Origin of the sequence: Collinsella sp. AF08-23 (genome assembly GCF_003479805.1) — a bacterium.
Taxonomy (GTDB): domain Bacteria; phylum Actinomycetota; class Coriobacteriia; order Coriobacteriales; family Coriobacteriaceae; genus Collinsella.
Genome location: NZ_QUHV01000014.1, coordinates 1 through 14,600, shown reverse-complemented (window position 1 = coordinate 14,600; position 14,600 = coordinate 1). Strand labels below are relative to the sequence as shown.

Annotated in this window: 12 protein-coding genes; 7 read left to right on the top strand and 5 right to left on the bottom strand. The window is 60.3% G+C overall.

What is annotated here, in order from left to right; translation table 11 throughout:
• The first annotated feature begins 151 nt into the window (after positions 1–151).
• Positions 152–307, top strand: coding sequence for a hypothetical protein (locus tag DWV48_RS09225; protein WP_158574849.1), 156 nt, complete (start codon positions 152–154; stop codon positions 305–307).
• A 270-nt stretch (positions 308–577) separates the two neighbouring features.
• Here the strand turns inward: DWV48_RS09225 and DWV48_RS07865 are convergent, their stop codons facing one another.
• Positions 578–2,341 carry a hypothetical protein gene (locus DWV48_RS07865; protein WP_147352854.1) on the bottom strand — a complete coding sequence of 588 codons (1,764 nt, stop codon included), beginning with the start codon at positions 2,339–2,341 and terminating at the stop codon, positions 578–580.
• Positions 2,342–2,964: 623 nt separating this feature from the next.
• Here DWV48_RS07865 and rpsL point away from each other — a divergent pair.
• The 5 genes from rpsL to DWV48_RS07840 all read left to right on the top strand — a co-directional run bounded on the left by rpsL (position 2,965) and on the right by DWV48_RS07840 (position 7,684).
• Positions 2,965–3,336 (top strand): 30S ribosomal protein S12, encoded by a 372-nt coding sequence (gene rpsL / locus DWV48_RS07860; RefSeq protein WP_118654266.1) that lies wholly within the window; start codon positions 2,965–2,967, stop codon positions 3,334–3,336.
• Between the two features lie 47 nt (positions 3,337–3,383).
• Positions 3,384–3,857 carry a 30S ribosomal protein S7 gene (gene rpsG, locus DWV48_RS07855; protein ID WP_118654265.1) on the top strand — a complete coding sequence of 158 codons (474 nt, stop codon included), beginning with the start codon at positions 3,384–3,386 and terminating at the stop codon, positions 3,855–3,857.
• Positions 3,858–3,878: 21 nt separating this feature from the next.
• Complete coding sequence (fusA, locus tag DWV48_RS07850; RefSeq protein WP_118654264.1) at positions 3,879–5,984, top strand: elongation factor G; 2,106 nt, start codon at positions 3,879–3,881, stop codon at positions 5,982–5,984.
• Positions 5,985–6,048: 64 nt separating this feature from the next.
• A complete protein-coding gene (gene rpsJ / locus DWV48_RS07845) occupies positions 6,049–6,357 on the top strand; it encodes a 30S ribosomal protein S10 (protein ID WP_118654263.1) in 309 nt (102 codons plus the stop codon).
• Between the two features lie 175 nt (positions 6,358–6,532).
• Entirely contained in the window at positions 6,533–7,684 is a 1,152-nt protein-coding gene (locus DWV48_RS07840) for a cation diffusion facilitator family transporter (protein WP_118654262.1), read from the top strand.
• A 144-nt stretch (positions 7,685–7,828) separates the two neighbouring features.
• Here DWV48_RS07840 and DWV48_RS07835 read toward each other — a convergent pair whose 3' ends face one another.
• Positions 7,829–8,071 carry a glutaredoxin gene (locus DWV48_RS07835; RefSeq protein ID WP_118654261.1) on the bottom strand — a complete coding sequence of 81 codons (243 nt, stop codon included), beginning with the start codon at positions 8,069–8,071 and terminating at the stop codon, positions 7,829–7,831.
• Between DWV48_RS07835 and DWV48_RS07830 the strand changes: the two genes are divergently transcribed.
• Positions 8,070–8,654 (top strand): DNA-deoxyinosine glycosylase, encoded by a 585-nt coding sequence (locus DWV48_RS07830; RefSeq protein ID WP_330006238.1) that lies wholly within the window; start codon positions 8,070–8,072, stop codon positions 8,652–8,654. The genes DWV48_RS07835 and DWV48_RS07830 overlap by 2 nt on opposite strands.
• A gap of 45 nt (positions 8,655–8,699) precedes the next feature.
• On the opposite strand, the gene DWV48_RS07825 is transcribed toward DWV48_RS07830, so the two are convergent.
• The 3 genes from DWV48_RS07825 to DWV48_RS07815 all read right to left on the bottom strand — a co-directional run bounded on the left by DWV48_RS07825 (position 8,700) and on the right by DWV48_RS07815 (position 14,225).
• Positions 8,700–9,254: a GNAT family N-acetyltransferase gene (locus DWV48_RS07825; RefSeq protein ID WP_118654259.1), complete on the bottom strand. Its 555-nt coding sequence runs from the start codon at positions 9,252–9,254 to the stop codon at positions 8,700–8,702.
• Between the two features lie 142 nt (positions 9,255–9,396).
• Complete coding sequence (locus tag DWV48_RS07820) at positions 9,397–9,936, bottom strand: pyridoxamine 5'-phosphate oxidase family protein (protein ID WP_118654258.1); 540 nt, start codon at positions 9,934–9,936, stop codon at positions 9,397–9,399.
• A 443-nt stretch (positions 9,937–10,379) separates the two neighbouring features.
• Entirely contained in the window at positions 10,380–14,225 is a 3,846-nt protein-coding gene (locus DWV48_RS07815; protein ID WP_118654257.1) for a phosphoribosylformylglycinamidine synthase, read from the bottom strand.
• Positions 14,226–14,600 lie beyond the last annotated feature (375 nt).

Genomic DNA, 14,600 nt, shown 5'->3' with positions numbered 1-14,600 from the left:
GAGGGAGACAAAATACCCCGTCCCAAAATGAGTCAGGTATACTGTGGCGTGTTGAATTCTCAGGAATGGGGGAGTTGCACCTGTGGATCAAATGCTGCAGCAGCTCGGAAACTAGCTGTCCTGGGTTCTCGTCATCGTCGTCGCGGACTTCATGGGCGCGGGCGTCTATCGTCTGGGCCATCGTGGCAACAAGACGCGCACCCAAGCGCTCCTTGGCAAAGATGGCACCGCCAAGCCCAAGGCGAGCTCGGGCGGTGCATCCAAGGGCAAATCCGGCGGCAAGCGCAAAAAGAAGAAGCGCAAATAGGGGAGCGCGGGCGCTGGCATCCGCAGCGCGACCGCGGCACGCAGGCGCGGGTCACGCGGCGGGAGCTCGTCTGTCACGTGATCGCGACTCGGCGGCACACGCTGTGCAACTATATGATTGGAGGGTCCGTGCGGACCCCTATTTTTGAATAGCCAGACCTTTGCTGGATCCTGCTCGTATCGCCGAGATGCAGCACGCCATTGAGATGGATCACGTCCATTAAACCTTCTCTTTAATCAAATGCACTCCCGGTTTGGATGGGCGCAGGGGCTACCAGCTGCGGCGAAGGCTCTCCCTCCTCTGCTCCTCTCGCTCCATCACGGCAGCTTGCCGCTCCTGTGCGTCTGCGGCACGCGCGGAGTTTTGGGCTGCGGCTTCGGCGTTTTGGGCCGTAATGACGGCGGCATCTGCGGCGCGCTTGGCTTCCTCGGCCTGTTCTCTAGCTGCACGAGCAGTTATTTCACCTGTCCGTGCCGAGCGCAGCGTGTTCATCGCCGTTGCAGCGGCGTTTGCTTCTATGCTGCCCAGCACTCTGCGGGTATCGGCAAGCTGCTCATTCGTATAGACGGATTGATCATGTATGTTTGTCAAAACCTCCGTGATCGAAGCGATGCCGTCCGTAAGGTTTTCATTGATATTCGACAGATAGCAGAGCTTCTGATCCTCGCATAGTTCGTGCTCGTAAAGATTGAGGGCTTCTTTCATGCTTTCCGCACGACCGTTAATCACATAGTCTCTGATCGTCTGCAGCGCTTTGGGCGTGGCGTATTTAATATCAGGCGGATACCAAGGTAGCCCTGCGATGGTCTGAGTGATCTGGTCGGCATAATGCTGTACCTTATCGAGCAATTCGTCTACGCTCTGCTGCACCTCGATGTTATGTATATCTATTTGCTTGTTGAGTGCGATGGCTTGAGAGTTTCCCTCTCGTAGATGGTCATTTAGCGCCTTCACGGAATTTAGAACTCGCTCGCGTAGCTGGCAAGCATGCTCCCATGCTTTTTCTTCCTGTGCTCTACGTATTTTCCAACTGTCGTCCTGTTGCTTCTTTTCCTCGTTCCACTTAGTTTCAAGCTGCGCGACTTTTTGGGCGCGTGCCGCATCGAGCTCATTTTTCTGCTGGCGGAATTTGTGAATCATCCAGAAAATGCCCGCAGCGGCAGGTGTGAGGAAATGGAGGGCAACGAACGCTTTGAACATGATGCCTATGCCGAGCGCTGAAGACATAGTGGGTTGCCCCATTAAATAGACCATGCAGACTATGGACACCACACCCAGAATAGGGGTGATTCGGGTCTCCTTGCCGATATCGAATACTCCAAAGAGAAGGACGGCGATGGCAGGTGGGACAACGGGAGCTAGGAATAAGAGCGGCGGGAAAAAAGATCCTGGAATCATCCATAGTATGAACGCAATAAAACTCAAGCCCATGATTCTGAGCACCGGAAAGAAACCTTCGGACAAAGCTTCGCTCAACGTTTTGGTTTTAACAGAATCGACCTGACTTTCGAAATCGGGTTTTTCATACTTGGGCTGTTCCTCAAATACGGGTTGAGCCTCGGGGTCTGTGAGCATTGCTTCAAACCCGACGGGAAGCGTAAGAAGTTGTAAACGTCGTTTAGATTCATCATCAAGTTCTATGACGTTATTCTCGGAGTCAAATGGAATGATGCGCCCTTCGGGGTCAAAGTAAATCATACGCCCCTCAGGATAAACAAGCGGTTCGTTGTAATCGATACCGTCATCAGGGAGTTTCATATAATTGACGCACACTGAATGGATAACCCGTTGCAAATCGGCGCTTTGCTGTCTTTCTGTCTGAGTGTCAAGATCCCCAATGGGGTCGTCGGACGAATTGCAGCACAAATTAAGCAAGTCCATGTGCCAACAATCCACCTCGTAATCGTCGCTATCATGTGAGCACGGCTCAAGGTATGTATCAAAGAGGGTGTGCACTGCGAGCCATTCGGAAGGCGTCAACTCAGCATGGCATTCTTCGTGCTTCTCAAAAATGTCCTGAAGCTTAACCGCCAACTCGGCGCTATCGAGCAGTCCGTCAGCATAGCCACCGAGACGAGTGAAAATCTCTTTCAGCTCATCGTGCGAGGGGGGGGGTATTATCCTGCCTCTGTAGTGTCGCCTGGTGGGGGCCACTTGGCTCTAATTCATGAGACAAGGCGTCCATATGGGTTTCCTTCCTCCGGCATTCTCCTTGCATGTTAGTACCGTAAATTCTAATAACAAAAGGAGATTATTGCTAGCATTCGATTTCGTCTCTCCAGTTGCGGGGGCATGCGCAAAACCGCTGGTAAGTTTCTTGATAATTGGGGTGAAGTGCCCCTTCCTTCCATGAAGTCTCGCTTCTTGCTCTTGCAGTCGATTTTCCTTGGATCATTTAAAGAACGGTTGAACTCGAAGACGTCGATGAGTTTCACATGCGCACTGAACTTCGGTGCAGTCCATTGTGCGAGAAATGTTTTATGGAGACTCTGCGGAATATGCCCCAAATAGGGAAACGCGCGGACGCGTGGTCTGTTGACCGCCCAGATACGCGCGCGTATCATAGCGAAATGCGTGTTTTGTGGGCGGGTGCTGACGCCCCTTAATATGCCGTTGCACATGGAATGGAAGCTGGATATTTCGAGAAGGAGTACGCTTTGCCTACTATCAACCAGCTGGTTCGCCAGGGCCGTCGCTCGGTCCCCAAGAAGTCCAAGAACGCCGCTCTCAAGAGCAACGCCCAGAAGCGCGGTGTGTGCACCCGCGTGTTCACCACCTCCCCTAAGAAGCCGAACTCGGCTCTTCGCAAGGTCGCCCGTGTGCGCCTCGTGAACGGCATCGAGGTCACCGCTTACATCCCCGGCGAGGGTCACAACCTGCAGGAGCACTCCATCGTGCTCGTCCGCGGCGGTCGTGTTCGCGACCTGCCTGGTGTGCGTTACCACATCCTTCGCGGCTGCTATGACTGCGCCCCCGTCGCCAACCGTAAGCAGGGTCGTTCCAAGTACGGCGCGAAGCGCCCGAAGTAGTCGATCGACGATTGACCCAGATCCCATTCAGATAGAGGAGATTCAATATGCCGCGTCGTGCAGCTAAAACTCACCGCCGCGAGGTCCAGCCTGATGCTGTTTACAACAACCGCCTCGTGACGCAGCTCATCAACAAGGTCCTTCTTGACGGCAAGAAGGCCACCGCTGAGCGTATCGTCTACACCGCCTTCGATATGGTCGCCGAGAAGACCGGTGAGGACGCCCTCGCCGTCTTCAAGAAGGCCATGGACAACATCAAGCCCACGCTTGAGGTCAAGCCCAAGCGCGTTGGTGGCGCTACCTACCAGGTCCCCATGGAGGTCAACGCCCGTCGTTCCACTCAGCTGGGCATCCGCTGGATGGTCAACTTCTCCCGCGCCCGCAAGGAGAAGACCATGGCCGAGCGTCTGGCCGCCGAGATCATGGACGCCTCCAACGGCGTTGGTGCTTCCGTGAAGAAGCGCGAGGACGTCTTCAAGATGGCCGAGGCCAACCGCGCGTTCTCTCACTACCGCTGGTAATTCAGGGAAGGGACTTAAGACATGGCTAAGCCCAAGTACAAGCTTTCCGATACCCGTAACATCGGCATCATGGCTCACATCGATGCCGGTAAGACCACCACGACCGAGCGTATTCTTTACTACACCGGTAAGACCCACAAGATCGGTGAGGTCCATGAGGGCGCTGCCACCATGGACTGGATGGTTCAGGAGCAGGAGCGCGGCGTAACCATTACCTCCGCTGCTACCACGTGCTTCTGGAACAAGGACGGTAAGGACTACCGCATCCAGATCATCGACACCCCGGGCCACGTTGACTTCACCGCCGAGGTCGAGCGCTGCCTGCGCGTCCTCGATGGCGCCGTCGCCGTGTTCGACGCCGTTGCCGGCGTTCAGCCCCAGTCTGAGACCGTTTGGCGTCAGGCTTCTACCTTCAACGTCCCCCGCATCGCCTTCATCAACAAGTATGACCGCGTGGGCGCTGACTTCTTCAACGCTATCGAGACCATGAAGGATCGCCTCGACGCTAACGCCGTGGCTGCTCAGGTCCCGATGGGCGCCGAGGACAACTTCTGGGGCGTCATCGACCTGGTCACCATGACTGCATGGGACTTCAAGGCCGACGCGAAGGGCATGACCTACCCCGAGCCGATGGACGAGATCCCGGCTGAGTTCGCTGACATCGCTGCCACCAAGCGCGAGGAGCTCCTCGACGCTGCTGCCAACTTTGACGACGAGCTCATGGAGAAGATCCTCATGGAGGAGGACTTCACCGTCGAGGAGCTCAAGGCTGCTCTGCGCAAGGGCGTTCTGGCCAACGAGCTCAACCTCGTCTTCGTGGGCTCCGCCTACAAGAACAAGGGCGTCCAGGAGCTGCTCGACGCTGTCGTCGACTACCTGCCCAGCCCGATCGACGTCGAGGCCGTCACCGGTACCGATCCGGACACCGGCGAGGAGATTGAGCGCCATCCTTCCTTCGACGAGCCCTTCTCCGGCTTGGTCTTCAAGATCATGACCGACCCGTTCGTCGGTAAGCTCACCTATGTTCGCGTTTACTCCGGCCGCGCCGAGTCCGGCTCCTACGTGGTCAACGCTTCCAACGGTCAGCGCGAGCGTCTCGGCCGTATCCTCGAGATGAACGCCGCCGAGCGTATCGATCGTGACGACGCCTGTGCCGGCGACATCGTCGCTTGCGTCGGCTTCAAGAACTCCACTACCGGTGACACCCTGTGCACCGAGGGCAAGGAGATCGTCCTCGAGAAGATCGAGTTCGCTAAGCCCGTTATCGACGTTGCCATCGAGCCCAAGACCAAGGCCGAGCAGGACAAGATGTCCCTGGCTCTGACCAAGCTCGCCGAGGAGGACCCGACCTTCACGGTGTCCACCAACCACGAGACCGGCCAGACCATCATCGCCGGCATGGGCGAGCTGCACCTCGAGATCATCGTCGACCGTCTGCTCCGCGAGTTCAAGGTTGACGCTAACGTTGGTAAGCCCCAGGTTGCCTACCGCGAGACCGCTGGTCACGACGTCGAGAAGGCTGAGGGCAAGTTCGTCCGTCAGTCCGGCGGTCGCGGTCAGTACGGCCACGCCGTCATCAAGCTCGAGAAGATGGAGGAGGGCTTCGGCTACGAGTTCGTCAACGCTATCGTCGGCGGCGTCGTGCCCAAGGAGTACATCCCGTCCATCGATAAGGGCATCCAGGAGGCCCTGAACACCGGTGTTATCGCCGGCTTCCCGGTCCTCGATGTTAAGGTCACCCTGTTCGACGGTTCTTACCACGAGGTCGACTCCTCCGAGGCCGCCTTCAAGATCGCCGGTTCCATGGCTATCAAGGACGCCCTCAAGAAGTCCGATCCGCAGCTGCTCGAGCCGATCATGGCTGTCGAGGTCGAGACCCCCGAGCAGTATATGGGCGACGTTATGGGCAACCTCTCCGGTCGCCGCGGCAAGATCGAGGGTATGGAGGATCGCAGGAACAGCAAGCTTATCCGTGCCAAGGTGCCGCTGGGCGAGATGTTCGGTTACGCTACCGACCTTCGCTCCCAGACCCAGGGCCGTGCTACCTACACCATGCAGTTCGACTCCTACGAGCCGGCTCCCAAGTCCATCGTGGACGAGGTCATGGCGAAGAACGGTACCAACTAAGGTCCCTCGCCCGTACGTGTAACACCGCGAGGGTGCCCTCGCTCATCCATTGTTGGAGGTTAAGTTGTCCAGCCAGAAGATCAGGATCCGCCTGAAGGGCTATGATCACGAGGTCGTCGATCAGTCCGCCAAGCTCATCGTTGAGACCGCTCAGAAGACCGGTGCTCGCGTTTCCGGCCCCATCCCTCTGCCGACCGAGCGCAACCTGTACACGGTCATCCGTTCGCCCCACGTGAACAAGGACTCCCGTGAGCAGTTCGAGATGCGCACTCACAAGCGTCTCATTGACATCCTCGATCCCACGCCCGGTACCGTCGACTCGCTCATGCGCCTCGACCTGCCTGCCGGTGTCGACATCGAGATCAAGCTCTAAGTCGATTGCTTGATAGCGCAATCTTCAAGGCCGTCACCTAGGGGTGACGGCCTTTTTGTGTCTCTAGAGTTGATTGTCGTTGCTTACGTAGCGTGCCGCCCGTCCTGTTCGGTGCTACCATTGTCAAATTGCAATTGCGCTATGGGGCTGTACGGTAAAGAGATTCGGGGTACGTATGGTTGATTGGATTATGCGACGCGCAGAAGGTGACCGCGGCAAGGTCGGCGAGCTTGCCGGTTTTGTCTGCATTGCGCTCAATGTCGTGCTTTGCCTTGGCAAGGGGCTGGTGGGCGTTCTCTCTGGCTCTGTGTCCATCGTTGCCGATGCACTCAACAATCTGAGTGACGCGAGCTCGAATATCGTGAGCGTCCTGGGTTTCAAGCTCGCCAGTAAGCCCGCCGACCCGGAGCATCCGTATGGTCATGGTCGCTTCGAGTATCTCTCGGGGCTTGTCGTCGCTGTTCTCGTGCTTATGATCGGCGTCGAGCTCGTCAAATCCTCGATTGATAAGATCATCAATCCCTCTGACGTCGAATTCTCGCTTGCGTTGGTGGGTGTCCTTGTGGGATCTATGGGGCTCAAACAATGGATGGCTCATCTGAATCACGTGCTCGGGGAGAAAATCAAATCCGAAACACTGCTTGCAACCGCCCAGGATTCCAAAAATGACGTCCTTGCCACGGGGGCGGTGCTCATTTGTGCAATATTCGCCCGTATCACGGGGATTAATTTGGACGCCTGGGCGGGCCTCGCAGTGGGCGCCTATATCGGTTGGAGCGGCATCGAGCTCATCCGCGACACGGTCAATCCGCTACTTGGACAAGCACCCGACCCTGAGCTTGTTCAGCATATCCGATCAAAAATCATGAGCTACCCTGGGGTCCTCGGCACGCATGACCTCATGGTGCACGACTACGGCCCGGGCAGGCAATTCGCCAGCGCGCACGTTGAGATGGCAGCTGAGACCGATCCGCTCGAGAGCCACGACACACTTGATAATATCGAGCAGGCGTTCAAGGACGAGGACGGGCTCATTGTCACCCTTCATTACGACCCCATCGTCACGAATGATCCCCATGTCGCCGATATGCGTAACAAGATTAATGCTTTAGCGCAGAGCATCAGCCCTCACGCGAGCATTCATGATCTTCGGTGTGTACCGGGGCCTACGCATACCAATGTTATTTTCGATTCGCTGCATCCTGCTGATTGTGAGCTGAGTCCCCAGGAGTTCAAATCTCGCTTGTCGGCCCTTGTTGTCGAAGAGTACCCCGATGCCGTGCCCAAAATCACGGTCGATGAGGATTACGTATCGGCAGAGCAGTAGGGTTCGCGTTCTCTGCCTTTGGCCTGTTGCAGAGGGAGGAGGGCTCACCGCGGTTATGGCGATGAGCCCGTCTGGATGAGACACGTTCCCCTGTATGCCTTTGTTCGGCGACAGTGCACGTATGTTTTGCGGTGGGGGATGAGCTTAGAAGTTGGCATCGAGCCAAGCGATGATATCGCTTGATTCGTAGAGCGGCTTGCCGTCGATGAACAGGCACGGAACCTGCTGCTTGCCACCCACCGAAACGAGTGTACGCGCCGCCTCGGAGTCGATGCTGATATTGCGCAGGGGAATTTCGATGCCGCGGCTCCTCATGAAGTCCGTGACGCGGATACAAAACGGGCACGTGGGGCGATAATACAGGACAAGGTCGTGGTTGGCTGACATGATGATCCCTTCTAAAGATGATGGTATTCTAGTCGCTTATACCCACTCGCGCGGAGGCTCTCGTGGAGATAGGAGGAGGATCATGCCTGAGTATCAACGCATATCGCACGGGTTTGAACCGGTATACGACGAGCGCTCACGCATTTTAGTGCTCGGCTCCTTTCCCTCGGTACTTTCGCGCGCGAACGACTTCTATTACGGAAATCCCCAGAACCGATTTTGGCGCGTTTTAGCGTCTTGCCTGCGAGCGGAAGTCCCCCAATCGATCCCTGAGAAGTGCGCGCTCTTGCTTGCGCATGGTATTGCGCTGTGGGACGTGGTGGCGCAATGCGACATTAAGGGTTCGAGCGATGCGAGCATCGCAAACGTGGAGCCTGTAGACATCGAGCGTGTGCTTGAGGTGGCGCCCATTCGGCATGTCGTGTGCAATGGCGGAACGGCGGGGCGTCTATACGCCAAGCACCTGCAGGATCGGGTTGGATTGCCCGCGGTCGTGCTGCCCTCAACGAGTCCCGCAAACTCCGCATGGACATTCGATCGGCTTCAAAAACGCTGGAAGGAAGCCTTGGATTCGATGAATTAGGCCTTTTGGCGGCGTGGGGACGACCGTGCAAAACCGATTGCCGTGTCATAACCCTGATGAGCCGTTCGCCTCGCCGTCCGGCCTGAGTTCGCGCTGCATGATGAGGACCTCGCGCGAGCCTTCGGGGTACAGCGCGCTAACCTCGGCTGTCCGCAGGGGCTTGAGACCGCACTTCTCCATCACACGATGCGATTGGGCGTTATCGAGGAAGTGGTCGGCGTACATCGCTCGAGCTCCCAGGTCGCGTTGCGCATGCTCGATGAGCGCGGAGAACGCCTCCGGGGCGTATCCCTTACCCCAATGCGGCGCGCCGATCCAGTAGCCTGCGGAGTACTCATCGGGTCCCTCTAGATAATCGCAATCATCGATCGTTTTAAGTCCTATTGCACCTATGAGCGTGCCGTCGCATCTGAGGGTGACGGCATATTGCTCGGGTCCCCGCAAGACATTGCGGAGGATGTCGAGACTCTGCTCTTCGCTTTCATGTGGAGGCCAGCCTGCGGCGGTACCTATACGTGGATCTCGGGCGAGCGCGTAGAGCTCGGTTGCGTCGCTGTCGAGCCAGGGGCGCAGGACAAGGCGGGCGGTGATGAGTTCCATAGTGGTCCTTTCGGGGTCAATGGAATGGACGGTGATACGGATGCGAAGCGGTGGGGCAGTTGACGTGCGCCATGCCGACGGCGTGTGCGGCGCATGGAGCGTGTGCCCTCCCGTACGATTTGTGGGAAGGGGGGTAGGTGGTCTATCCGTCCAGATTGCCGGTGACGGTTCCCTTACCGTTGGGGATGCGGCGTCCCGCCTTACCGGAGATATGATTGAGGTCGATTGCCCAAATTGCGGTCGCGGGGAGCTCCCAGTCGATCGCTGCGCCAATCTTGTCCTTGTGCTCGGGGCAGTATTTAAGGCAGATTTGTGTCAAGGCGCGTCGCATAAGCGCGGCATCCTCAACGGGACGAACGGTGCCCGTGGCAATCACACTTGCGAAGCGCGTAGTGAAGAGGCCGGGAGCACCGTCCTCCTCGACGTAAACTGGGTCCATATCCACGGCGACGGTGACGCACACGCGCGGGTCGCGCTTCCAGTCCTCGGTCTTCTGGCCTCCCGCGATGCCCGTGTGGATCAACAGGGCGTCACCGTCCAGGACGTAGGAAAGCGGCGTGGCGTAGGGGTGTCCGTCAGCATCGATCGTGGCGACGACGCAGTGCTCGCCGATGCGGAGGATTTTGCGGGCCTCCTCTTCGCTGATGGCTCGTTCCGGGAGTTGCTTCATGGGCTGGTGCATGGATCGACCTTTCTTGTGTGGGTTTGAACAGAGAATACGATATTTTGAGTCGTGGTGGCGCGTGGCTTGAAGCCCGCTAACTCGGGTGTTTGAAAGGGGGGCGCCAGCGCGCCATGGCCCAAACGTGGATCGGTGCAGACTGACTACGGAGGCACATAGTGCCAACGGGGAATTAGGAAGTTGAGGTTTTTCGTACTCGATTTGGGATTTCGAAAGTAGAGCGGCGGGTAATTTAGCAAAAGGTCAGGATTATTTTGCTGAATGGCGTCCTCTACTTTGACTTTTGGGAAACGAATACGAAAAACCTCAATTACGAGCGATTGCGCGAGCGGGCGCAAATGAGGAGGCGGGCGCAAATGGAAGAGCGCCGTCGGCAGAACAGCCGGCGGCGCTCGAAGGCGTTATATGCGGACCCCACGAGGAGGACCATTTGGGGGATCTGCCTACCCGAAGTAGGCCACGCCGCTCTCGAACAGGGGCATGAACTTCTCACCGGGGACGTTCTTGTACAGGCCGTTGCCGCGGCGCTCCACATGGCCCATCTTGCCGAACACGCGGCCGTCGGGGGAGGTGATGCCCTCGATGCAGGCGACGGAGCCGTTGGGGTTCACGTCGAGGTCCATGGATGGCATGCCGGCCACGTCGACGTACTGCGTGGCGATCTGGCCGCCGGCGCGGAGCTGCCCGAGCACCTCGTCGTTCGCGACGAAGCGGCCCTCGCCGTGGGAGATGGCCACGGTGTAGAGCTCGTCCGCGTTGCACTGGGATAGCCAGGGCGAGAGATCGCTGCAGATGCGGGTGCGAACCAGGCGGCTCTGGTGGCGGCCGATCTGGTTGAAGGTCAGCGTCGGCGCGTCCGCGGTGGCGTCCACGATGTCGCCGTAGGGCACCAGGCCGAGCTTGACGAGCGCCTGGAAGCCATTGCAGATGCCGAGCATCAGGCCGTCACGGGACTGCAGGAGGTCGCGAACCGCCTCGGTGACCTCGGGTGCGCGGAAGAACGCGGTGATGAACTTGGCGGAGCCGTCGGGCTCGTCGCCGCCGGAGAAGCCGCCGGGGATCATGACGATCTGGGACTCGCGGATGCGGCGGCCGAGCTCACGGGTGGACTCGGCGACGTTCTCGGGCGTGAGGTTGTTGATCACGAAGACGTCGGCCTCGGCGCCGGCGGCGCGGAAGGCGCGAGCGGAGTCGAACTCGCAGTTGTTGCCGGGGAAGACCGGGATGATCACGCGGGGCTTGGCGATCTTGAGGCCGCCGTAGGTCGCGCGGATGCGGCCCTCCTCCTCGCAGCGGTAGCGCTCCTCGGGGATCAGCTCCTCGGCCGCGTCAACTTCGTCGGCGGCGCTGCGATAGGGGAACACGCCCTCGAGCGCGCTCGCCCAGGCCTCCTGCAGCTCGTCCAGATCAAGGGTCTCGCCGTAGGCGGTGAGCTCGTAGGGCTCGCACGTCACGCCGAGCTCGACCACGCACGCGCCGTCGACCTCGGGCAGCGCGGCGCCCTCGTCGAGCTCGACGATGAAGCAGCCGTAGGAGTGGTCGAACAGGTCGCGGGCGTCAGCCTCGTAGTAGGCCTCGGAAACCTCGAAGCCGATGCGGTTACCCAGGCAGGCCTTGAACAGGACCTCTGCCAGGCCGCCGAAGCCGACGGTGGAGACGGAGAGCGCCTTGCCCTCGCGCACGAGGTCCTCGACGGCGCTGAAGGCGGCGAGCAGGGAGTCGGTCTCGGGCAGCAGGTCGTCGACCTGGTAGGAGGGCTGGATCAGGGCGACGCGATGGCCGGCGCCCTTGAACTCGGGCGAGACGACGTTGGCGAGCTTGTCGACGGCCACGGCGAAGGACACGAGCGTGGGCGGGACGTCGAGGTCCTCGAAGGAGCCGGACATGGAGTCCTTGCCGCCGATGGCGCCGGCGCCGAGCTCGACTTGGGCCATGAGCGCTCCCAGTACGGCGGCCATGGGCTTGCCCCAGCGCTCGGGCACATCGCGCAGGCGCTCGAAGTACTCCTGGAAGGACAGGTAGACCTTCTCATGGTCGAAGCCGGTGGCCACGAGGCGCGAGATGCTCTCGACCACGGAGAGATAGGCGCCGCGGTACTGGTCGGCGTCCATGATGTAGGGGTTGAAGCCCCAGGCCATGCCAGAGACCGTGGTGGTCTCGCCGTCGACCGGGAACTTGGCGACCATGGCCTGGCTCGGGGTGAGCTGCCGGGTGCCGCCGAAGGGCATGAGGACGGTCGCGGCGCCGATGGTGGAGTCGAAGCGCTCGGACAGGCCCTTGTTGGAGCACACGTTGAGGTCGCTCACGAGCTCGGTCATGGCGTCGTGGAAAGACTCGCAGGTCTCGGCGCCCGGCACCATGGGGACGGTGCTCTCGTAGATGCCCTCGAGGGTGCCGAACTCCTCGAGCGCGGCCTCGGCGAGTTCGCTCTCGGGGTCGATGGGGGCGATGCCCTGGGCCACGACGTGGACGTCCTGGTACTTGGGCGCGCCGTTGGAGTTGAGGAAGTCGCGGGAGAGGTCGACGATGGCGTCGCCCTGCCAGGCCATGCGGACGCGGGCCTCATGCGTGACCTCGGCGATCACGGTCGCCTCGAGGTTCTCCTCGGCGGCGTAGCCCATGAACTCCTCGACGTCCTCCTCGGCCACGGCGACGGCCATGCGCTCCTGGGACTCGGAAATCGCGAGCTCGGTGCCGTCCAGGCCGTCGTACTTCTTGGTGACCATGTCGAGGTCGATGTAGAGGCCGTCGGCGAGCTCGCCCACGGCGACGGACACGCCGCCCGCGCCGAAGTCGTTGCAGCGCTTGATGAGGCGACAGGCGTCGCCGCGGCGGAAGAGGCGCTGCAGCTTGCGCTCCATGGGGGCATTGCCCTTCTGGACCTCGGCGCCGTCCTTCTCGATGGACTCGACGTTGTGGGCCTTGGAGGAGCCGGTCGCGCCGCCGATGCCGTCACGGCCGGTGCGGCCGCCGAGCAGGATGATCTTGTCGCCGGGCTGAGGTGCCTCGCGGCGGACGTGGCTCGCGGGCGTGGCGCCCACCACGGCGCCGACCTCCATGCGCTTGGCCATGTAGCCGGGGTGGTAGAGCTCGGAGACCTGGCCGGTGGCAAGGCCGATCTGGTTGCCGTAGGAGGAGTAGCCGGCTGCGGCGGTGGTCACGATCTTGCGCTGGGGCAGCTTGCCGGCGATCGTCTCGGAGACGGGCACGGTGGGGTCGGCAGCGCCGGTGACGCGCATGGCCTGGTAGACGTAGGAGCGGCCGGAGAGCGGGTCGCGGATGGCGCCGCCCACGCAGGTCGCCGCACCGCCGAAGGGCTCGATCTCGGTGGGGTGGTTGTGGGTCTCGTTCTTGAAGAGGAACAGCCAGTCCTGGTCCTCGCCGTCGACGTCCACGGTCACCTTGACGGTGCAGGCGTTGATCTCCTCGGACTCGTCCAGGTTGGTGAGGATGCCCTGCGCTTTAAGCCACTTGGCGCCGATGGTGCCCATGTCCATGAGGCAGACGGGCTTCTCGTCGCGGCCGAGCTCGTGGCGCATCTCCATGTAGCGGTTGAAGGCGGCCTCGACGGCGGCGTCGTCGATCTCGATGTTCTGGAGGTTGGTGCCGAAGGTGGTGTGGCGGCAGTGGTCGGACCAGTAGGTGTCGATCACGCGGATCTCGGTGATGGTGGGGTCGCGGTCCTCGTCCTTGAAGTACTGCTGGCAAAACGCGATGTCGGCCTCGTCCATGGCCAGGCCGCGATCGGCGATGAACGCCGCGAGGGCGGCCTTGTCCATCTCGCGGAAGCCGTCGATGACCTCGACCGGCTCGGGATCGGGAATCTCTTGAGTGAGGGTGTCCGGGAGCTCGAGCGCGGCGATGCGCGACTCGACGGGGTTCACCACGTAACCCTTGATGGCGTCGAGGTCCTCGGCGGAGAGCTCGCCGGAGAGCACGTACACCTTGGCGCAGCGCACGGTGGGGCGCTCGCCCTGGGAGATGAGCTGGACGCACTCGGCGGCGGAGGCGGCGCGCTGGTCGAACTGGCCGGGCAGCGCCTCGACGGCGAAGAGGTGAGCAGCATCGGCGGGCAGCTCCTTGTACACGGCGTCGACTTGCGGCTCGGAGAATACGGTGGGCACGCAGCGTGCGAACAACTTCTCGTCGATACCCTCGACGTCATAACGGTTAATGACGCGCAAAGCCGTGAGCGCCTCGATGCCCAAGGTGTCGCGGAGCTCGGTGAGCAGCTGCTTCGCCTCGACGTCAAACCCGGGTTTCTTCTCTACGTACACGCGAGAGACCATTGAGTCCTGCCCTTCTGTGGACGGGTTGGGCCGCTGGCGGCGGTCGGTTCGGGCGCGTCCGAAAGGTGCGTCCGAACCGCCTTGAACCAGACGGATTGCTAACCCTTCAATAATACGCCACGCCCCCCATTTGGCGCTGCGGACCATCAGGCAATTTGCCCATGGGGCCAAAACGACACAACGACCTCTCCCGCCCGCCCCCGTCTGCGACTTCAGCCATTCATAACCAGTCTTACGGCAATGTCACCCGGTCGTAAGCCTTTCTTAACCATTGCGCGGGCACAATGGGCGATGCCGCATAAGGGAAACCCAAGCCACTCTTGCCAAAAGGGCGACGGGGGGTGTTCCTATAGTTTTGTCAACTGGGAAATGCTC